Genomic DNA, 20,608 nt, shown 5'->3' with positions numbered 1-20,608 from the left:
GTTGGGTTCGTGACCGGATCGCCTCCCACGGCACTCCGGCCGCAGCACCCGAGTCCTCGATCGCTCCGCGGCCTCGCGGACGCGTTCGGATTCGAGGTGCGCGGCGGGATCGACGACCTCGACGTGACCGGCGTCGCGATCTCCTCCGGCGCGGTCCACGGCGGCGACCTGTACGTGGGCGTGCCCGGCCGTCACGCGCACGGAGCCGACTACGCCGCCCAGGCGGCGGCGAACGGCGCCGTCGCGCTGCTGACGGATGCCGCAGGCGCCGAGCGCGCGATCGACGCAGGCATCCCCGTGCTCGTGACCCCCGACGCGCGCGCCGCGCTCGGCGAGGTCGCGGCCTGGATCCACCGCACGGCCGACAATCCGGCGACGCTGTTCGGCGTCACCGGGACGAACGGCAAGACGAGCGTCGTCTACCTGCTGTTCGCGGTGCTCCGCCAGCTCGGCATCGTCGCCGGCCTCACCTCGACCGCCGAGCGCCGGATCGGCGACGAGGCCGTGACGAGCTCGCTCACGACCCCGGAGGCGAGCGAACTGCACGCCCTGCTCGCGCGCATGCGCGAGGTCGAGGTGCGGGCCGTGGGCATCGAGGTCTCCGCGCAGGCGCTCAGCCGCCACCGCGTCGACGGGATCGTCTTCGACGTCGTCGGCTTCACCAACCTCTCGCACGACCATCTCGACGACTACGCGTCGATGCTCGAGTACTTCGACGCCAAGCGCGAGCTCTTCACGCCGGAGCGCGCGCGCCGCGGCGTCGTCACGGTGGATTCCGAGTGGGGCGAGCGCCTGGTCGCCGAGTCGCGCATCCCGGTCGTGACCCTCGCGGTCGATCACGGCGCCGACGCCGACTGGCGGCTCGAGGTGCTGGACGAGACCCCGACCAGGACGAGCTTCCGACTCGACGGACCCGGCGGCCGATCGCTCGAGACCAGCATCCCGCTCATCGGGCGGTACAACGCCGCGAACGCGGCCCTCGCGATCGTGATGCTCGTCGAGGCGGGGACCGACCTCGACCTGATCGGCGCAGCGGTCGGTGCGCATGGCATCGACGCGTACATCCCCGGCCGGACCGAGCGCGTCTCCGGTGAGCGCGGCCCCGTCGTCTACATCGACTACGGCCACACGCCCGACGCGTTCGCGCAGGCGCTCGAGGCGATCCGGCGCACGACCGAGGGGCGCGTCGTGATGGTGTTCGGCGCCGACGGCGACCGCGACACGACGAAGCGCGCCGAGATGGGCGCGATCGCGGCACGCGGCGCCGACGTGCTGGTGATCACCGACTTCCACCCCCGGTGGGAGGACCCGGCAGCCATCCGCGCGGCGCTCATCGCCGGCGCCAGGGCGGCCGTCCCGGATCGCGAGATCCACGAGATCGCCGACCAGCGCGCCGCGTTCCGCCACGCGCTCGGACTCGTCGGCGAGGGCGATGCCGTCCTGTACGCAGGACCCGGTCACGAGGACTACCAGGAGGTCGCCGGAGTGAAGCACCCGTACTCGGCCCGGGACGACGCCCGGCTGGCACTGCAGGAAGCGGGGTGGCTCGAATGATCGCCATGACCATGGCCGAGATCGCGGCCGCGACATCCGGGCGATTCGAGCCGGCCGGCACCGACGCATCGACCGAGACCGTCATCGACGGCGCCGTCACGACCGACTCGCGTGAGGTCGGCCCGGGCGGGATCTTCGTCGCGAAGCGCGGCGAGTTCGACGACGGGCACCGCTTCGCGCCCGCCGCGGTCGATCAGGGCGCGGCGCTCGTCATCGTCGAGCGCCGCCTCGAGCTCCCCGTCGCCCAGGTCGTCGTGGAGGACTCCGTCGACGCGCTCGGCGCGCTCGCCACCGAGGTGGTGCGGCGCGTGCGCGCGCAGGGCCGGCTGAAGATCGTCGGCGTGACCGGGTCGAACGGCAAGACGACGACCAAGAACCTGCTGCGCACGGTGCTCGAGCAGGTCGGCCCGACGGTGGCCGCGCGGAAGAGCTACAACAACGAGGTCGGTGCGCCGACCACGATGCTCGAGCTGACCGAGGACACGGAGTTCCTGGTCGCCGAGATGGGCGCCTCGGGCGTCGGGGAGATCGCCCGACTGATCCGCATGGCCCGACCCGACGTGGGCATCGTCCTGAAGGTCGGCCTCGCCCACGCCGGCGAGTTCGGCGGCATCGAGAAGACCGTCCAGGCCAAGTCCGAGATGGTCACCGACCTCCTGCCGACGGATGTCGCCGTGCTGAACGCCGACGATCCGCGAGTGGTCCCCATGGCCGAGCGGACGGCCGCTCGGGTCGTGTGGTTCGGGCTCGGCGAGGGCGCGGACGTCCGCGCGAGCGACCTCGTCGTGCATCCGCAGGGCACGGAGTTCACGATCACCGCGCCGGGCGGGGAGTCCGCCCGGGTGCGCTTCGCGGTGCTCGGCGAGCATCACGTCATGAACGCCCTCGCGGCGACATCCGCCGCCCTCGAACTCGGCGTGCCGCTCGCCACGATCGTCACGGGGCTCGAGCGAGTCACGCTCGCCGAGCAGTGGCGCATGCAGGTCATGGGCGGGCGAGACGACATCACGGTGATCAACGACGCGTACAACGCGAGCCCCGACTCCATGGCGGCGGCGCTGAAGACGCTGGCACAGGTGAAGCGGCCCGGTTCCCGCACCATCGCGGTGCTCGGCGAGATGAGCGAGCTCGGCGAGTTCTCCGGCGAGGAGCACGACCGCATCGGCCTGCTCGCGGTCCGGCTCGGCATCTCGCAGCTCGTCGTCGTGGGGGAGGGCGCGCGGCGCCTGCACATCACGACGATCAACGAGGGCTCGTGGGACGGCGAGTCGGCGTACGTGGAGTCCGCGGACGAGGCGTTCGACCTCGTGACCGGGATGGCCCGGCCGGGGGACACCGTGCTCGTGAAATCGTCGAACTCGGCGGGCCTCCGCCACCTCGGCGACCGACTGGGAGAATGGTTCGCGTGAGAGCACTTCTGACCGCCGGAGCCCTGTCGCTCTCGTTCACCCTGTTCCTGACCCCGCTGTTCATCCGGCTGTTCACGAGACTCGGGTGGGGCCAGTTCATCCGCGACGACGGTCCGAAGACGCACCACGTCAAGCGGGGGACGCCCACGATGGGCGGCATCATCTTCATCCTGGGCACCCTGTTCGGGTACTTCGTCGCGACGACGCTCGTGGGGGACGGCCCGACCGCCTCGGGCCTGCTCGTGCTGTTCATGATGGTCGGGCTCGGCCTCGTCGGCTTCCTCGACGACTTCCTGAAGACGCGGAAGAAGCAGAGCCTCGGACTCGGCGGCTGGGCGAAGATCGCAGGCCAGACGCTCGTCGCGGCCGTGTTCGCGCTGCTCGCGCTGCAGTTCCCGAACGCGGAGGGGGCCACGCCCGCCTCGACCAAGATCTCGTTCATCCGCGACCTGCCGCTCGACTTCATGGTGCTCGGCACCGTCGTCGGCATCATCGCGTACGTCGCCTGGATCGTGCTCCTGACCGCGGCGGCCTCGAACGGCGTGAACGTCACCGACGGACTCGACGGGCTCGCATCCGGCGCCTCGATCCTCGCCATCGGATCGTTCATCATCATCGGCTTCTGGCAGTTCAACCAGTCGCGATTCAGCGAGAACCTCAACCCGAGCGACCTGTACCGCAGCTACGACGTGCGCGATCCGCTCGACCTGGCCATCGTGGCCACCGCGATCGTCGGCGCCGTCGTCGGATTCCTCTGGTGGAACACCAATCCCGCCCACATCTACATGGGCGACACGGGCTCGCTCGCCCTGGGCGGCGCCCTCGCAGCCCTTGCGGTCACGAGCCAGACCGAGCTGCTGCTCCTGCTCATCGGCGGCCTGTTCGTGATCGAGACGGGTTCGGTGATCGTGCAGCGCGCGTACTTCAAGGTGACGGGCGGCAAGCGGATCTTCCTGATGAGCCCGATCCACCACCACTTCGAGTTGAAGGGGTGGGCCGAGGTCACGATCGTGGTGCGGTTCTGGATCATCGCCGGGCTGTTCGTCGCCGCAGGCGTGGGCGCCTTCTACTTCGAGTGGCTGCAGCGGTGACGGATGCCGCGGCCGGGGCCGCACGCCTCGAAGCGCTGACCAGCTGGCACTCCGGCGGATGGCGTGACCTGCGCGTCGCCGTGCTCGGGCTCGGCGTGACCGGATTCGCCGTCGCCGACACCCTCGCCGAACTCGGCTCGAAGGTGACGGTGTACGCGGCCGGCCCCGACGACGAGCGCGCACGGATCCTCGAGGTGATCGAGGTCGGCTTCGTCGTGCACCCGCTCGATCGCGTGCCCGAGGAGCTCGCGGCATCCGCCCCCGACCTCGTCGTCGTGTCGCCCGGGTTCCGGCCCGACCACCCGATGCTGCGGTGGGCGGCCGAGGCGGGCGTGCCCGTCTGGGGCGACATCGAGCTCGCGTGGCGCGTGCGCGACAAGGTGAAGGCCTCCGAGTGGATGCTCGTCACGGGCACGAACGGCAAGACGACGACCGTGCAGCTGGCCGCGACGCTGATCGCGGCGGGCGGGGCGCGCGTGGCGCCGTGCGGCAACATCGGCGTGCCCGTGCTCGATGCGGTGCGCGATCCGATCGGGTACGACGTGCTCGTGGTCGAACTCTCGAGCTTCCAGCTGCACCACCTGCCGACGACCGGGCCGGGCGCCGTGCATCCGCTCGCGAGCGTGTGCCTGAACCTCGCGGACGACCACTACGACTGGCACGGTTCGCCCGAGGCCTACCGCGACGCCAAGGCGAAGGTGTACGCGAACACGAAGGTGGCCTGCGTCTACAACCGCGCCGACGAGGCGACGCGGTCGATGGTCGAGGACGCCGAGGTCGAGGAGGGCGCCCGGGCGATCGGGTTCGGCCTGGACACGCCCGGTCCGAGCGACTTCGGCGTGGTCGACGGCATCCTCTGCGATCGCGCGTTCCTCGAGGACCGCCGGACCGCGGCGCTCGAGCTCACGACGCTCGAGGAGCTCGAGCCCCTGGGTCTCGCCATCCCGCATGTCGTGGCCAACATCCTCGCCGCCGCGGCGCTCGCTCGATCCATCGACGTCCCGGTCGCGGCGATCCACGATTCCCTCGCGGCCTTCCGCCTCGACGCCCACCGCATCCAGACGGTCGCGACGGCGGGCGGCATCCGCTGGATCGACGACTCGAAGGCCACGAACCCGCACGCCGCACAGGCGTCGCTGCAGGCGTTCAGCCCGGTCGTCTGGATCGTGGGCGGGCTGCTCAAGGGCGTCGACGCCGACGAGCTCGTGGCGCGGCACGCCGCTCGCCTCCGCGCGGCCGTCGTCATCGGCGCCGATCGGGTGGCGCTCGTCGAGGCGTTCCGCCGACACGCGCCCGGACTGCCCCTCTTCGAGGTCGTGACGGATGACACTGAGAGCGTGATGCCCGACGCGGTCGCCCTCGCGGCCTCGGTCGCAGAGGAGGGGGACACCGTGCTCCTCGCGCCCGCGGCGGCATCGATGGACCAGTTCGCGGACTACGCCGACCGCGGCCGGCGCTTCCACGAGGCCGTCCGCGACCGGCTCGGAGGGGAGGGGCATGACCAGCCCGCCTCGGACGACCCGGCCGGCCAAGCGGACTGAGCAGACCGGGCTCGCCGCCCGGATCCGGCTCGGCGCCTTCCGCCCGGAGTCGAAGGACTACTTCCTGCTCCTCGGCACCGTGCTGTTCCTCGTCGTGCTCGGCCTCGTCATGGTGCTCTCGTCGTCGCAGGTCGAGTCGGCGCTGGCCAACGACGGCGACTTCACCTCTCGTGCGGCACAGCAGGCGACGTACGCGCTGATCGGGGTGCCCGTGATGCTGCTCGCCGGCAGGATGCCCGAGCGCTTCTGGATGCGGATCGCCTGGCTGGTGCTCGGCGTCGCCTGCGTGCTCCAGCTGCTCGTGGTCGCCACGCCGCTCGGCGTCGAGGTCGGCGGCAACACGAACTGGCTGCGACTCGGCCCGGTCCAGTTCCAGCCGTCGGAACTCATCAAGGTCGCGCTCGTGCTCTGGCTGGGCCTGATCGTGACCAAGAAGCAGGACCACCTCGGCGACTTCGGGAAGGGCATCATGCCGATCCTGCTCGTCGGGGGCGGGGCGATCGGCCTGGTGCTGCTCGGCGGCGATCTCGGAACGGTCATGGTCATGGCGGTCATGCTGCTCGGCACGCTCTTCCTCATCGGGGTCCCCCTGCGACTCCTCGCGGTGCCCGTGCTGTTCGGCGCTGGGGCCTTCGCGCTCGTCGCGGCGTCGAGCGAGAGCCGAATGCGACGGATCACCGCGTTCCTCGAGGAGGACTGCGCCAGGTACAACCTGGGCGACTGCTGGCAGATCCAGCACGGCACCTTCGCGATGGCGAACGGCGGCATCTTCGGGGTCGGCCTCGGCAACTCGGCGGCGAAGTGGTCGTGGCTGCCCGCCGCCGACAACGACTTCATCTTCGCGATCATCGGCGAGGAGCTCGGGCTCATCGGCGCGGTCGTCGTGATCGGACTCTTCGTCGTGCTCGCGATCGCGCTCGCCAGGGTCATGCGCTCGGCGGCGACCCCGTTCGGACGCACGGTCGCCGCGGCGGTCCTCGTGTGGGTCGTCGGGCAGGCGTGTGTCAATATCGGTGTCGTGCTCGGCGTCTTCCCCGTCCTCGGTGTCCCGCTGCCGCTCGTGTCGGCCGGTGGCACCGCCCTGCTCACGACCCTCTTCGCGATCGGCGTGGTGCTCTCCGTCGCCCGGGACCCCGGCGTCCCGGCGCGAGCCAGCGCCCGGGCGACTACCCGCGGCACGTCGAAGGCGACCCGCACGCGATGACGACCTACCTCCTCGCCGGCGGCGGCACCGCCGGCCACGTGAACCCGCTGCTCGCCGTCGCCGATCGCCTGCGCGAGCACGATCCCGAGGCGATCGTCCTCGTGCTCGGCACGGCGGAGGGGCTCGAGGCGCGTCTCGTTCCGGCCCGCGGCTACGAACTGCTCACCATTGAGAAGGTCCCCTTCCCGCGCCGGCCGAACGGGGCCGCGCTCCGGTTCCCGGTTCGCTTCCGGCGCTCGATCGCCGACGTGCGCGAGATGATCGCCGCCCGAGGCGTCGATGCGGTCGTCGGCTTCGGGGGCTACGTGTCGACGCCCGCGTACCTGGCCGCGCGGGGCGCCGGCATCCCCGTGGTGATCCACGAGGCGAACGCGCGCCCCGGTCTCGCGAACCGGTTGGGCGCGCGCTTCGCCGCCCGGGTGGGCGTCGCGTTCGCAGGAACGCCGCTCCCGCACGCGGAGTTCGTCGGGATGCCGCTGCGGCGCGAGATCGAGTCGCTCGACCGCGCGGCGCGGCGCGAGGAGGCCGCGGCGTTCTTCGGGCTCGACGCGGCACGCCCGGTGCTCCTCGTGACCGGCGGGTCGCTCGGCGCTCGTCGCCTCAACCGGACGACGGTCGACAGCGCCGAGGTGCTGACGGCCGCCGGCTGGCAGGTGCTCCACGTGACGGGCGCGAAGTCCGAGGTCGACGACCCGGGCATCGACGGCTACCGGATGGTCGAGTACGCCGACCGCATGGACCTCGCACTCGCGATCGCCGACGCCGCCGTCTCCCGAGCCGGCGCCGCGACGGTGAGCGAGCTCTCCGCGCTCGGGGTCCCGGCCGTCTACGTGCCGTACCCGGTCGGCAACGGAGAGCAGCGCTTCAACGCGGCGGGCGTCGTCGACGCCGGCGGCGGCGTCCTCGTCGACGACGCCGACTTCGTGCCGGGCTGGGTCAGGCGTGAACTGGTGCCCATGCTCGCCGACCGCGACCGCCTCGAGCGGATGGCGCGGGCCGCGGCATCCGTCGGAGCGCTCGACGGGACCGACCGCATGATCGCGCTCGTCGACGGCGCGCTGCACGCCGACGGCGGCGTCGGCGCCGCAGGCGCGTAACGTTGAACCGACCGAACCCCTCTCCAGGAAGCACCGCGACACCGTGACGATCAAGCCCGACCTCTCCATCGCGATCCCCGCCGACCTCGGCGCCGTGCACTTCGTCGGCATCGGCGGGTCGGGCATGAGCGGCATCGCACGGCTCGCGCTCGGCGCGGGCCACCGCGTGACCGGCTCCGACGTCCGCGACTCGGCCAACATCGCGGCGCTGCGCGAGCTCGGTGCGACGATCGCGATCGGCCACGCCGCCGAGAACCTGCCCGCAGACGTCGACACGGTCGTGGTGACGGGTGCGCTCTGGCAGGACAACCCGGAGTACCAGTCGGCGCTCGAGCGCGGGCTGCCCGTGCTGCACCGCTCCCAGGCCCTCGCCTCGGTGATCTCCGGCCAGCGGCTCGTGTCGGTCGCAGGAGCGCACGGCAAGACCACCTCGACGGGCATGATCATCTCCGGGCTGCTCGCGCTCGGCCAGGACCCGAGCTTCGTCAACGGCGGGGTCATCGAGGAGCTGGGCGTCAGCGCGGCATCCGGCTCGGGGGAGTTGTTCGTCGTCGAGGCCGACGAGTCCGACGGCTCGTTCCTGCTCTACGACACCTCGGTCGCGCTCATCACGAACGTCGACCCCGACCACCTCGACCACTACGGTTCGCTGGAGGCGTTCGAGCAGGCGTTCGTCGACTTCGCCGACCGTGCGAGCGAGTTCGTGGTGATCTCCTCCGATGACACCGGCGCGACGCGCGTACGCGACCGGCTCTCGCACGAGCGCGTGCTCACGTTCGGCGAGGCGGCGGATGCGACGGTCCGCGTGCACTCGATCTCCACGGACGGACCAGTGTCGTTCGCGGTCGACCACGAGGGCGAGACCCACCGCGCGCAGCTGCGGATCCCGGGCCGCCACAATGCGATCAACGCGGCCGGCGCGTTCGCGGTGCTCGTGGGACTCGGCTTCGACCCGGCCGCGTCGCTCGAGGGCATCGCGCGGTTCGCCGGGACAGGGCGGCGGTTCGAGCTGCACGGCGTGGTCGACGGCGTCAGCGTGTACGACGACTACGCCCACCACCCGACCGAGGTCGCCGCGGCGCTCTCGGCGGCCCGCACCGTGGTCGGCGACGGTCGCATCATCGCCGTGCACCAGCCGCACCTCTACAGTCGCACGCGCCTGTTCGCGAGGGAGTTCGCCGAAGTGCTGGAGCGCTACGCGGACGAGACCGTGGTGCTCGACGTCTACGGTGCCCGCGAGGACCCGGAGCCGGGGGTCACCGGCGCCCTGGTCAGCGAGCGCTTCGAGCATCCCGAGCGGGTGGCGTTCATCGCCGACTGGCAGGATGCCGCCGACCACACCGCGCGCATCGCGCGTCCGGGGGATTTCGTGATCACGCTCGGCTGCGGCGACGTCTACCGGATCGTGCCCCAACTGCTCGGATCGCTCGAACGCGAGCGGGACGCCTGATCGGAGTCCGGTGAAACGGCCGCAGGGATTCGACGGGGCGCGACCGTCTCGCGGCGGGGCGTCGACGTCGGCGACATCCGCTGCGGCCGCAGGGTCGGGGTCGGGCGGGGTCGCGACCGGCACCCGGGGCCGGCGCCCCGGCCGGGACGCGGGGGCGAGGGCGAGGCGGAATCCGGCCGACCAGGACGGCAACGCGACGGAGCCCATCGCGCTGCCCGTCGGCGGCGTCGCGGTCCGCGAGGGCACGGCCGGCGACGAGATCGGGCGGCATGAGGCCCGCGGTGCGGATGCCGCGGGCGGGTCCCGGCGGGACGATCGTGCCGCACGGCGTGCGCTCGCTGCGGCCGAGCGCGCCCGACGCCGGTACGAGCGGCAGGAGGTGCGGCGCTTCACGCGGCGGAGCCGACTCCGACGGGCCACGTGGATCACGCTGGCCGCGTCGATCGTGGTCATCGGGGTGGCCGCGGTGGCGATCGCGTACTCGCCGCTCATGGCGCTCCGCGAGGTGCGCGTGGAGGGGACGTCCCGGATCGCCGCGGCAGACGTCCGGGCCGCATTCGACGATCGCGTCGGCACCCCGCTGCCCCTCATCGCCCCCGACGAGGTCCAGCGCGCGCTCTCGGCGTTCCCGCTCATCGAGACCTACTCGACGGAGACCGTGCCCCCCGGAACGCTGGTCGTCCGCGTCGTCGAGCGCACGCCGGTCGGAGTGCTCGACACCTCCTCGGGCCTGATGGCGGTGGATGCCGCGGGCGTCGTCGTGGAGCGCGTCGACGCGCTGCCCGACGGACTTCCGCTGATCGAGGTGGAGGGCGGCATCGACGATCCGTCGTTCCGGGCGGCCGGTCGCGTGCTGCGGAGCCTTCCCGCCGAGTTGCGCGCGGGGATCGCGTCGGTCACGGCGGCGTCAGCCGATGACGTGCGGTTCGAACTGGACGGAGGGGCGAGCGTGATCTGGGGCAGCGCGGACGATACCGCGCTGAAGACCACGGTGCTCCAGGACCTGATGGCGGCGGTCCCGTCCGACCAGGTGGCGAGATACGACGTCTCCGCGCCGCTCAGCCCGGTGACGGGGTGATCCGTTCGGGTCGGGATCACGACACGCCGGACATGGCGTGCGGGCCCTCGGTCGCCGCACCCTACGTTCGAGTCAGGAATTGCATACTCGGCAAAACTTTAACCTTCGAGTAGAGGTTCAGGGTTCAGAGTTCGCAGAGAGGGCCGACATGTCGACAAACCAGAACTACCTCGCCGTCATCAAGGTCGTCGGCATCGGCGGAGGCGGCGTCAACGCCGTCAACCGCATGATCGAACTCGGCCTCCGTGGCGTCGAGTTCATCGCGATCAACACCGACGCCCAGGCATTGCTCATGTCCGACGCCGACGTCAAGCTCGACGTCGGCCGGGACCTGACCCGCGGACTCGGGGCGGGTGCCGACCCCGAGGTCGGCCGCCGGGCCGCCGAGGACCACGCCGAGGAGATCGAGGAGGCGCTCGCGGGTGCCGACATGGTCTTCGTCACGGCGGGCGAGGGCGGAGGTACGGGCACCGGCGGTGCTCCCGTCGTGGCGCGGATCGCGAAGTCGATCGGCGCGCTGACGATCGGTGTCGTCACCAAGCCGTTCAGCTTCGAGGGCAAGCGCCGCCAGACCCAGGCCGAGCAGGGGGTCGGGCGCCTGAAGGAGGAGGTCGACACCCTCATCGTGGTGCCGAACGATCGCCTGCTCGAGATCAGCGATCGCGGCATCTCGATGCTCGAGGCGTTCGCCACCGCCGACCAGGTGCTGCTCGCCGGTGTGCAGGGCATCACCGACCTGATCACGACGCCCGGCCTCATCAACCTCGACTTCGCCGACGTGAAGTCGGTCATGCAGGGGGCCGGCTCGGCACTCATGGGCATCGGGTCCTCCCGGGGAGCCGACCGGGCGATCAAGGCCGCCGAGCTGGCGGTCGCGAGTCCGCTGCTCGAGGCCTCGATCGACGGAGCCCACGGCGTGCTGCTCTCGATCCAGGGCGGCTCGAACCTCGGCATCTTCGAGATCAACGACGCCGCGAGACTCGTCCAGGAGGCCGTCCACCCCGAGGCGAACATCATCTTCGGCGCGGTGATCGACGACACGCTCGGCGACGAGGTCCGCGTGACGGTCATCGCCGCCGGATTCGACGGCGGGGACCCGACGCCGAGGCCCGCGGAGGTCCGCCAGCCGAACGCCGTGCCGGCGGCCGTCGGAGCGGGCGGCGCCGGCGGAGCCGGGGCCGGACTGCTCGGCGGGGACCCGGTCGAGGGCATCACGGAGATCGACATCGAGGAACTCGTCGAGACGGCGAACTGGGGTGAGGCGAGCACGACCGCCGACCAGATCGTGTCGGACCCCGCATTCGGCGAGGACTCGGACGACCTCGACATCCCCGACTTCCTGAAGTGACCGCTCGGACTCCGCGACGCCGCCCGACCAGCGCGGGCGGCGCCGCGTGAGCGGGCTCGAGGAGCGCCTCGAGGCCGTTCGCTGCGGCATCGCGGACGCGGCTCGCGACGCGGGTCGCGAGCCCGGGGAGATCACGACGATCGTCGTGACGAAGTTCCATCCCGAGTCCCTCATCCGGGAGCTCGCGAGCCTGGGCGTCCGCGACATCGGCGAGAACCGGCACCAGGAGGCGCAGGCGAAGGCCCGTGCACTCGCAGACCTCGACCTGCGATGGCACTTCGTCGGACAGCTGCAGAGCAAGAAGGCGCGGCAGGTGCGCGCCTACGCCTCGGTGATCCACTCGATCGACCGGGAATCGCTCGTCGATGCGCTGCGCTCCGAGGACGAGGAGGTCGACGGCTTCATCCAGGTGAACCTCACCACCGACCCCAACCGCGGCGGCGTCGCACCCGACGAGCTCGAACCGATGGTCGAACGCGTCCTCGCCACACCCGGGATCCGCCTGCTCGGGCTGATGGCCGTCGCGCCGCTCGACGAGTCCGCCCGGGTGGCCTTCGCACGCACGCGTGCGCTCGCCGAGCGCGTCCGGTCGCTCGCCCCCGCGGCGACCTCGTTGTCCATGGGCATGTCCCACGACTATCGCGACGCGATTCTGGAGGGCGCGACACACCTTCGCATCGGCACGGCAATCACGGGCAAGCGCCCGGCCTGAGGCTAGCCTCGAAGCACGGAACCACTGACGGAGGCAGCGATGTCGAACCCGCTCAAGAAGACCATGGTCTACCTGGGACTCGCCGACGAGGAGCTCGAGCCGGAGTCACCCCCGGCCGCGGCGTCGCCGGCGCCGGTCGTGCACGCTGCGCCCACGCCGGCCCCCAAGGGCGGCGCCGCCGTCACACCCCTCCGAAAGCACCACGTGCAACCGACACCCCCGCAGGCGGAGATGAACGAGATCCTCACGGTGCACCCGCGCCAGTACCGAGACGCCCAGGTGATCGCCGAGTCCTTCCGCGAGGGGGTCCCGGTCATCATCAACCTGTCGCAGATGTCGGACGCCGACGCGCGTCGCCTCATCGACTTCGCGAGCGGCCTCTCGCAGGGCCTCTACGGCAAGATCGAGCGCGTGACGAGCAAGGTGTTCCTGCTCTCCCCGGCGCACGTCGTCGTGTCGGGCGAGGCGGGCGAAGCGGAGGGCGACGTGGAGTCCTCCTTCTTCTCGCACGCGTAGACTCCCGGACGTGAGCGCACTCGCAGTCGTCTGGAACCTCGTCTACTCGCTCCTCCTCATCTACTTCTTCGTGATGTGGGCGCGGTTCGTCCTCGACCTCGTGCGGACGTTCAACCGGTCCTGGCGGCCGCGCGGCGTCGTGCTGGTGATCGTCGAGACCGTGTACACCGTCACCGACCCGCTCGTGCGGTTCTTCCGCCGCCTCATCCCGCCGATCCGCCTGGGGCAGGTCGCCCTGGACCTCGGCTGGAGCGTCGCGATGCTCGTGGTCATCATCGCGATGACCGTCGTGTCGTGGCTCGCAGCAGGTGCCGCCGCTGCGGCGTGAGCCGAGGAGCGATGAGGGCGCGCCGACCGACCGGCGCACTGCATCGGCGAGGTTCTCTTGCTACCGTTAGCAGAACGTGATCGAACCGTTCGACAGATTTGAGGGTGGGAAGCCATGGCGCTAACTCCGGAAGATGTGGTCAACAAGCGCTTCCAGGCGACGAAGTTCCGGGAGGGCTACGACCAGGATGAAGTCGACGACTTCCTCGACGAGGTGGTGGTCGAGCTCCGCCGCCTGAACCAGGAGAACGAGGAGCTGCGCCAGCGCCTCTCCGCCGCCGAGTCGCGGGCCGCCGAGGGTGCCGGAGCCCCCGCCGCCGCTCCGTCCCCGACGTACGCCGAGCCCGCGGCCGCCGCCCCGACGGTCGCCGTGCCCACCCAGGCCGCCGTTCCGCAGTCCGAGATCGACGAGCAGACGAGCACCACGAACCTGCTGCAGCTCGCACGTCGGCTCCACGAGGAGCACGTCCGCGAGGGCGTCGAGAAGCGCGATGCGCTCATCGCCGAGGGGCACGCCACGGCGGCGCGCATCGTCGCGGAGGCCGAGGCGAAGCAGCGTGCCCAGATGGGCATCCTCGACCAGGAGCGCGTCGCGCTCGAGAAGCGCGTGGACGAGCTCCGCGTCTTCGAGCGCGACTACCGCGCCAAGCTGAAGAGCTACATCGAGGGTCAGCTGCGCGACCTCGACACGGCGCAGCCGGTGCAGGTCGGCGGCGCCGGCTACGGCCAGACCGTCTCCGGTGAGCAGCCCGCACCGACCTTCCAGGGCTTTGGCGGCTGAGCGGCGGACCAGGCTCGGCGTCACCGCACTGCTGATCCTGGTCGGCGTCGCGATCACGGTCTACGCCGTCGACCAGGTCAGCAAGTACTTCGTCGTCACGACCCTCGCGGAGGGCGAGACCGTGCAGGTGATCGGCGACGTGCTGCACTGGCAGTTCGTCCGGAACCCCGGCGCGGCCTTCTCGTTCGCAAGCGGCATGACGTGGGTGTTCACGATCCTCGCGGCAGGCGTGATCACGTTCATCATCTGGTTCGCCCGTCGCATCCGCTCGGTCGCCTGGGCGCTCGTCTTCGGGCTGCTGCTCGGCGGCGTGCTCGGCAACCTCACCGACCGTCTCCTCCGCGAGCCGGGCTTCGGCATCGGGCACGTGATCGACTTCATCTCGACGCCGTGGATGCTCCCGGCGATCTACAACGTCGCCGACATCGCGATCGTGTCGAGCATGATCCTGTTCATGATCCTGACGATCCGGGGGATCGGCCTGGACGGATCCCGGCCCGTGAAGCCGGCCGAGGACGGCACCGGCTCGGCGGAGGCGGACACCGCGGGGCGCGATGCCCGCGGGGGCGCGCCGGCCGAGCTCGCCCGCGAGTCCTGACGTGGAGCACCGTTCGCTGCCCGTCCCCGACGGGCTGGACGGGACCCGCGTCGATGCCGGGCTGGCCAAGCTGCTCGGCTTCTCGCGCACCCAGGCGGCCGAGATCGCCGCGGCCGGCGGCGCACGCCTCGACGGCCGCGTCGTCGACAAGTCCGACAGGCTCCGCGCGGGCGCCTGGCTCGAGGTGAGCTGGGCGCCCCCGCGGACGCTCCAGGTCGAGCCGATCCCGGTGCCGGACCTCGGGATCGTGCACGACGACGACGAGATCGTCGTCGTCGACAAGCCCGCCGGCGTCGCCGCCCATCCGTCGCTCGGGTGGGAGGGGCCGACCGTGGTCGGGGCGCTCGCGGCATCCGGCTACCGCATCTCGACCTCGGGCGCGCCCGAGCGCCAGGGCGTCGTGCACCGGCTCGACGCCGGCACGAGCGGCCTCATGGTCGTGGCGAAGTCGGAGTACGCCTACACGATGCTCAAGCGCGCGTTCCACGATCGCGAGGTCGAGAAGATCTACCACGCCGTCGTGCAGGGCCACCCGGACCCCCTCGCGGGCACCATCGACGCGCCGGTCGGACGGCACCCGCGGTCCGAGTGGAAGTTCGCCGTCACGGTCGACGGCAAGCACGCCGTGACCCACTACGAGACCATCGAGGCGTTCCCGTACGCCTCGCTGCTCGAGATCCACCTCGAGACCGGCCGGACGCACCAGATCCGCGTCCACATGTCGGCGCAGCGGCATCCGTGCGCGGGCGACACGATGTACGGCGCCGATCCCACGCTGAGCGCGCGGCTCGGGCTCACCCGGCAGTGGCTGCACGCGAAGCAGCTCTCGTTCACGCATCCGGGCACGGGGGAGTGGGCGACCTACGAGTCCGACTACCCGGACGACCTGCAGCACGCGCTCGACGTGCTCTCCGGCGACTGACGCACCGCCGAGCCGACCCCTCGGTGGCGGTGGCGGCCAATAGACTGCAAGCACCCCCAGAACCGCTCGCTGCACCATTCGATGAGGAGCCCTGTGGCCGCCGATTCCTTCGTCCACCTGCACGTCCACTCCGAGTACTCGATGCTCGACGGGGCGGCCCGGGTGGGCGAGCTGATGAAGGCCGCCGCGGCCGAGGGCATGCCGGCCGTCGCCGTGACCGACCACGGCAACGTGTTCGGCGCGTACGACTTCTGGAAGCAGGCGACGGATGCCGGGGTGAAGCCCATCATCGGCACCGAGGCGTACCTGACTCCCGGCACGCATCGCAGCGACAAGACGCGCATCCGGTGGGGCAGCGGCGGTGGCGACGACGTGTCGGGCTCGGGCGCCTACACGCACATGACGCTGCTCTCGGAGACCACCGAGGGGATGCACAACCTGTTCCGGCTCTCGAGCCGTGCGTCCATCGAGGGCTACTACTTCAAGCCGCGCATGGATCGCGAGCTCCTGCAGACCTACTCGAATGGGCTCATCGCCACGACCGGGTGCCCGTCGGGCGAGGTGCAGACGCGGCTGCGGCTCGGGCAGTACGACGAGGCGGTGCAGGCGGCCGCCGAGTTCCGCGACATCTTCGGCAAGGAGAACTTCTTCGCCGAGATCATGGACCACGGACTCGGCATCGAGAAGCGCATCATGCACGACCTGCTGCGGCTCGCGAAGGATCTCGACCTGCCGCTCGTCGCCACGAACGACCTGCACTACACGCACGCGCACGACGCGAAGAGCCATGCCGCGCTGCTGTGCGTGCAGTCCGGGTCGACCCTCGACGACCCCAACCGCTTCAAGTTCGACGCCGACGAGTTCTACCTGAAGTCGGCCGCCGAGATGCGGCACCTCTTCCGCGACCACCCGGAGGCGTGCGACAACACGCTCCTCATCGCCGAGCGGTGCGACGTGCAGTTCAACACGAGTGCGAACTACATGCCGCGCTACCCGGTGCCGCCCGGGGAGGACGAGCAGAGCTGGTTCGTGAAGGAGGTCGAGAAGGGCCTGCACGAGCGCTACCCCGCGGGCATCCCCGACGACGTGCGGAAGCAGGCCGACTACGAGGTCGGCGTCATCTCGCAGATGGGGTTCCCGGGCTACTTCCTCGTGGTCGCCGACTTCATCAACTGGTCCAAGGACAACGGGATCCGCGTCGGTCCGGGCCGAGGCTCGGGGGCCGGCTCGATGGCGGCGTACGCCATGCGCATCACCGACCTCGACCCGCTGCAGCACGGGCTCATCTTCGAGCGGTTCCTCAACCCCGACCGCGTCTCGATGCCCGACTTCGACGTGGACTTCGACGAGCGTCGTCGCGGCGAGGTCATCAAGTACGTGACCGACAAGTACGGCGACGAGCGCGTCGCGCAGATCGTCACGTACGGCACGATCAAGGCGAAGCAGGCCCTCAAGGACTCCAGCCGCGTGCTCGGCTTCCCCTTCGGCATGGGGGAGAAGCTCACGAAGGCGATGCCGCCCGCCGTGATGGGCAAGGACATCCCGCTGTCGGGGATCTTCGACAAGGACCACCCGCGCTACAAGGAGGCCGGCGACATCCGCGCCCTGATCGAGACCGACGCCGAGGCGAAGACGGTCTTCGACACGGCGGTCGGGCTCGAGAACCTCAAGCGGCAGTGGGGCGTGCACGCGGCCGGCGTGATCATGTCGAGCGAGCCCCTCATCGACATCATCCCGATCATGAAGCGGGAGCAGGACGGGCAGATCGTCACGCAGTTCGACTATCCCGCGTGCGAGTCCCTCGGCCTGATCAAGATGGACTTCCTCGGGCTGCGCAACCTCACGATCATCGACGACGCGCTCGACAACATCGAGGCGAACCGCGGCTTCCGGCCCGTGCTCGAGGACCTCGAGCTCGACGACGCCGAGGCGTACCGGCTGCTCTCGCGCGGCGACACGCTCGGCGTCTTCCAGCTCGACGGCGGCCCGATGCGCTCGCTGCTGCGCCAGATGAAGCCCGACAACTTCGAGGACATCTCGGCCGTCATCGCGTTGTACCGCCCCGGCCCGATGGGCGCGAACTCGCACATCAACTACGCGCTGCGCAAGAACGGGCTCCAGCCCATCACGCCGATCCATCCCGAGCTCGAGGAGTCGCTCCGCGACATCCTCGACACGACCTACGGCCTGATCATCTACCAGGAGCAGGTCATGGCGATCGCACAGAAGGTCGCGGGGTTCAGCCTGGGCCAGGCCGACATCCTGCGCCGGGCGATGGGCAAGAAGAAGAAGTCCGAGCTCGACAAGCAGTTCGAGGGCTTCTCCGGCGGCATGAAGGCCAACGGCTACTCCGACGCCGCGGTGAAGACGCTGTGGGACATCCTGCTGCCGTTCTCCGACTACGCCTTCAACAAGGCGCACTCCGCCGCGTACGGCGTGCTGAGCTACTGGACCGCGTACCTCAAGGCGCACTACCCGGCCGAGTACATGGCGGCCCTCCTCACGAGCGTCGGCGACGCGCGCGACAAGCTCGCGCTGTACCTGAACGAATGCCGCCGGATGGGCATCAAGGTGCTCCCGCCCGACGTCAACGAGTCCATCGGGTACTTCGCCGCCGTCGGCGACGACATCCGCTTCGGCCTCGGCGCGGTCCGCAACGTGGGCTTCAACGTCGTCGACGCGATCCGCGCGGCGCGCGAGGCGAAGGGCCGATTCGAGACCTTCCACGACTTCCTGAAGAAGGTGCCGACGCAGGTCGCGAACAAGCGGACGGTCGAGTCGCTCGTGAAGGCGGGCGCGTTCGACTCGCTCGGGCACACACGTCGGGCGCTCGTCGAGATCCACGAGGGCGCCGTCGAGGCGGCCGTCAAGGAGAAGCGCGCCGAGGAGAACGGCGACGTCGGCTTCGACTTCGACAGCCTCTTCGAGGACCACGAGAAGGACGCCGCGCCCTCGCCGGTGCCCGACCGCCCCGAGTGGGCCAAGCGCGACAAGCTCGCCTTCGAGCGCGAGATGCTCGGGCTCTACGTGTCCGACCACCCGCTCGCCGGCCTCGAGGCGACGCTCGCGAAGCACGCCTCGACGACGATCACCGACCTGATGAGCTCGGACGGCACGCAGGACGGCGACGTCGCCACGATCGCCGGGCTCGTGACGAGCGTGCAGCACCGTGTCGCCCGCCAGTCCGGCAACCAGTACGGCATGATCCAGGTCGAGGACTTCTCGGGCGAGATCACCGTGATGTTCATGGGCAAGGCGTACCAGGAGTTCGCGCCGGCTCTGAAGGGCGACTCGATCGTCGTCGTGCGGGGCCGGGTCAGCATGCGCGACGACGGCATGAACCTGCACGCGTACAGCGTGTTCGAACCCGAGGTCGGACAGGACGACGGCACCGGGCCGGTCGTGATCTCGCTGCCCGACGTGCGGGCGACGACCGACACGATCACCGCGCTCGGCGACGTGCTCATCCGCCACCGCGGCGAGACCGAGGTCCGGCTGAAGCTGACGAAGGGCCGCACCGCCCGAGTGTTCGAACTGCCGTACCCGGTCGCGGTGAGCGCCGACTTCTACGGCGAGCTGAAGAGCCTGCTGGGCCCGAACTGCCTCGCGTGACGTCGCTCCCAGCGGCCCTTCCGCACGGCTCGCTAGGCTGAGCGGGCCATGCTACGCACGATCGACCTCCGAGGCACCCGTCCGACACCGTCAGAACTGCTCGCCCTCGTTCCGCGTGCGGCGACCGACGTCGCCGCCGCGCTCGAGCCCGCCCGCGCCCTGATCGACGACGTGCGCGCCCGCGGCGAGGCCGCGCTGCTCGACCAGGCCGAGCGGTTCGACCGCGTGCGCCCCAGGTCGGTCCGCGTGCGCGCCGACGAGCTCGCCGCCGCGCGCGACGCGCTGCGTCCCGACGTGCGTCGCGCCGTCGAGTCCACGATCGAACGGGTGCGCGCCGCGAGCGCGGCGCAGGTGCCGGCACCCGAGCGGACCGTGCTCGCGACCGGAGCCGTCGTCGAGCAGCGGTGGCAGCCGGTCGGCCGCGTCGGGCTCTACGTGCCCGGCGGCAAGGCCGTCTACCCCTCGAGCGTCGTGATGAACGTGGTGCCCGCCCAGGTCGCGGGCGTCCGATCGATCGCGCTCGCCTCACCGGCCCAGGCGGCGCACGACGGCCGCATCCACCCGACGATCGCCGGCGTCGCGGCGCTCCTCGGCATCGACGAGGTCTACGCCATGGGCGGCGCCGGCGCCATCGGCGCCTTCGCCTACGGCGTTCCCGACCTCGGGCTCGAGCCCGTGCAGCGCGTCACCGGACCCGGGAACGTCTTCGTCGCAGCGGCCAAGCGCGTCGTGCAGGGCGTCACGGGCATCGACGCCGAGGCGGGCCCCACCGACATCCTCGTCATCGCCGACGATGCGGCCGACGCCGACTTCGTGGCATCCGACCTCGTGAGCCAGGCCGAGCACGACGAACTCGCCGCGGCCGTCCTCGTGACCGACTCGGCCGAGTTCGCCGAGCGCGTGCTCGAGCGGCTCGTCGTGCGCGCGACCGAGACCCGCCACTCGGAGCGGATCCGCGCCGCGCTCGACGGCGCCCAGTCGGCGGTCGTGCTGGTCGACGACCTCGAGCAGGCGGCGGACTTCGCGAACGCGTTCGGCGCCGAGCACCTGGAGATCCAGGTGCGGGACGCTGACGCGGTCCTCGCGGGCATCGAGAACGCCGGGGCCATCTTCATCGGCCCGTACTCGCCGGTGAGCCTCGGCGACTACGCCGCGGGCTCGAACCACGTGCTGCCGACGGGCGGCCAGTCGCGGCACGCCGCCGGGCTGTCCGCGGCGACCTTCCTGCGGCCGCAGCAGGTCGTGCGGTACGACGAGGAAGCGCTCCGCGAGGTCGCGCCCGTCATCGCGACGCTGTCCGAGGAGGAGGACCTCCCCGCGCACGGCGAAGCGGTGACCGCCCGCTTCGGCGAGCGCCGCTGATCCCGA

General features: G+C 71.0%; 17 protein-coding genes. All 17 read left to right on the top strand.

Annotated elements, in window-relative coordinates; translation table 11 throughout:
- The first annotated feature begins 9 nt into the window (after nt 1-9).
- The 17 genes from ACFVHK_RS10740 to hisD all read left to right on the top strand — a co-directional run bounded on the left by ACFVHK_RS10740 (nt 10) and on the right by hisD (nt 20,602).
- Nucleotides 10-1,554 (top strand): Mur ligase family protein, encoded by a 1,545-nt coding sequence (locus ACFVHK_RS10740; protein WP_376928798.1) that lies wholly within the window; start codon nt 10-12, stop codon nt 1,552-1,554.
- The gene (locus ACFVHK_RS10735) at nt 1,551-2,963 is read left to right on the top strand and encodes a UDP-N-acetylmuramoyl-tripeptide--D-alanyl-D-alanine ligase (protein WP_376928883.1); all 1,413 of its coding nucleotides are present in this window, start codon (nt 1,551-1,553) and stop codon (nt 2,961-2,963) included. Before ACFVHK_RS10740 ends, ACFVHK_RS10735 begins: the two co-directional genes overlap by 4 nt.
- Nucleotides 2,960-4,054 carry a phospho-N-acetylmuramoyl-pentapeptide-transferase gene (gene mraY / locus ACFVHK_RS10730; protein ID WP_376928797.1) on the top strand — a complete coding sequence of 365 codons (1,095 nt, stop codon included), beginning with the start codon at nt 2,960-2,962 and terminating at the stop codon, nt 4,052-4,054. The genes ACFVHK_RS10735 and mraY overlap by 4 nt, the downstream gene beginning before the upstream one ends.
- Entirely contained in the window at nt 4,039-5,595 is a 1,557-nt protein-coding gene (gene murD / locus ACFVHK_RS10725) for a UDP-N-acetylmuramoyl-L-alanine--D-glutamate ligase (RefSeq protein ID WP_376928796.1), read from the top strand. Before mraY ends, murD begins: the two co-directional genes overlap by 16 nt.
- The gene (gene ftsW, locus ACFVHK_RS10720; protein ID WP_376928795.1) at nt 5,552-6,799 is read left to right on the top strand and encodes a putative lipid II flippase FtsW; all 1,248 of its coding nucleotides are present in this window, start codon (nt 5,552-5,554) and stop codon (nt 6,797-6,799) included. The genes murD and ftsW overlap by 44 nt, the downstream gene beginning before the upstream one ends.
- Nucleotides 6,796-7,896: an undecaprenyldiphospho-muramoylpentapeptide beta-N-acetylglucosaminyltransferase gene (murG, locus tag ACFVHK_RS10715; RefSeq protein ID WP_376928794.1), complete on the top strand. Its 1,101-nt coding sequence runs from the start codon at nt 6,796-6,798 to the stop codon at nt 7,894-7,896. Before ftsW ends, murG begins: the two co-directional genes overlap by 4 nt.
- A gap of 43 nt (nt 7,897-7,939) precedes the next feature.
- Nucleotides 7,940-9,346, top strand: a complete 1,407-nt coding sequence (gene murC / locus ACFVHK_RS10710) for a UDP-N-acetylmuramate--L-alanine ligase (protein ID WP_376928793.1) — start codon at nt 7,940-7,942, stop codon at nt 9,344-9,346.
- 10 nt (nt 9,347-9,356) lie between these two features.
- The gene (locus ACFVHK_RS10705) at nt 9,357-10,424 is read left to right on the top strand and encodes an FtsQ-type POTRA domain-containing protein (protein WP_376928792.1); all 1,068 of its coding nucleotides are present in this window, start codon (nt 9,357-9,359) and stop codon (nt 10,422-10,424) included.
- Between the two features lie 148 nt (nt 10,425-10,572).
- Nucleotides 10,573-11,772, top strand: a complete 1,200-nt coding sequence (gene ftsZ, locus ACFVHK_RS10700) for a cell division protein FtsZ (protein WP_376928791.1) — start codon at nt 10,573-10,575, stop codon at nt 11,770-11,772.
- 46 nt (nt 11,773-11,818) lie between these two features.
- Nucleotides 11,819-12,484: a YggS family pyridoxal phosphate-dependent enzyme gene (locus tag ACFVHK_RS10695; RefSeq protein ID WP_376928790.1), complete on the top strand. Its 666-nt coding sequence runs from the start codon at nt 11,819-11,821 to the stop codon at nt 12,482-12,484.
- Between the two features lie 39 nt (nt 12,485-12,523).
- Nucleotides 12,524-13,000: a cell division protein SepF gene (locus tag ACFVHK_RS10690; protein WP_129234144.1), complete on the top strand. Its 477-nt coding sequence runs from the start codon at nt 12,524-12,526 to the stop codon at nt 12,998-13,000.
- Between the two features lie 10 nt (nt 13,001-13,010).
- A complete protein-coding gene (locus tag ACFVHK_RS10685; RefSeq protein WP_376928789.1) occupies nt 13,011-13,328 on the top strand; it encodes a YggT family protein in 318 nt (105 codons plus the stop codon).
- Between the two features lie 114 nt (nt 13,329-13,442).
- On the top strand, nt 13,443-14,108 hold the full coding sequence (locus tag ACFVHK_RS10680; protein ID WP_129234146.1) for a DivIVA domain-containing protein: 666 nt from the start codon (nt 13,443-13,445) through the stop codon (nt 14,106-14,108).
- Nucleotides 14,098-14,706 (top strand): signal peptidase II, encoded by a 609-nt coding sequence (lspA, locus tag ACFVHK_RS10675; RefSeq protein WP_376928788.1) that lies wholly within the window; start codon nt 14,098-14,100, stop codon nt 14,704-14,706. The genes ACFVHK_RS10680 and lspA overlap by 11 nt, the downstream gene beginning before the upstream one ends.
- Before the next feature lies 1 nt (nt 14,707).
- Entirely contained in the window at nt 14,708-15,628 is a 921-nt protein-coding gene (locus ACFVHK_RS10670) for an RluA family pseudouridine synthase (protein WP_376928787.1), read from the top strand.
- An 81-nt stretch (nt 15,629-15,709) separates the two neighbouring features.
- Entirely contained in the window at nt 15,710-19,240 is a 3,531-nt protein-coding gene (dnaE, locus tag ACFVHK_RS10665) for a DNA polymerase III subunit alpha (RefSeq protein WP_376928786.1), read from the top strand.
- A 48-nt stretch (nt 19,241-19,288) separates the two neighbouring features.
- The gene (hisD, locus tag ACFVHK_RS10660) at nt 19,289-20,602 is read left to right on the top strand and encodes a histidinol dehydrogenase (protein WP_376928785.1); all 1,314 of its coding nucleotides are present in this window, start codon (nt 19,289-19,291) and stop codon (nt 20,600-20,602) included.
- Nucleotides 20,603-20,608: the final 6 nt, after the last annotated feature.

The sequence above is a fragment of the Agromyces binzhouensis genome (genome assembly GCF_042672355.1).
In the GTDB taxonomy this organism is placed as follows: domain Bacteria; phylum Actinomycetota; class Actinomycetes; order Actinomycetales; family Microbacteriaceae; genus Agromyces; species Agromyces binzhouensis.
The sequence above is the reverse complement of the archived record's forward strand: the minus strand, read 5'-3'. Positions and strand labels throughout refer to the sequence as shown.

Bases quoted from the DNA above. Each gene is read 5' to 3' on its own strand.
- ACFVHK_RS10735 (WP_376928883.1), top strand. From the start codon at position 1,551: ATGATCGCCATGACCATGGCCGAGATCGCGGCCGCGACATCCGGGCGA.
- ftsW (WP_376928795.1), top strand. From the start codon at position 5,552: ATGACCAGCCCGCCTCGGACGACCCGGCCGGCCAAGCGGACTGAGCAG.
- murG (WP_376928794.1), top strand. From the start codon at position 6,796: ATGACGACCTACCTCCTCGCCGGCGGCGGCACCGCCGGCCACGTGAAC.
- ftsZ (WP_376928791.1), top strand. From the start codon at position 10,573: ATGTCGACAAACCAGAACTACCTCGCCGTCATCAAGGTCGTCGGCATC.
- ACFVHK_RS10690 (WP_129234144.1), top strand. From the start codon at position 12,524: ATGTCGAACCCGCTCAAGAAGACCATGGTCTACCTGGGACTCGCCGAC.
- ACFVHK_RS10680 (WP_129234146.1), top strand. From the start codon at position 13,443: ATGGCGCTAACTCCGGAAGATGTGGTCAACAAGCGCTTCCAGGCGACG.
- dnaE (WP_376928786.1), top strand. From the start codon at position 15,710: ATGAGGAGCCCTGTGGCCGCCGATTCCTTCGTCCACCTGCACGTCCAC.
- hisD (WP_376928785.1), top strand. From the start codon at position 19,289: ATGCTACGCACGATCGACCTCCGAGGCACCCGTCCGACACCGTCAGAA.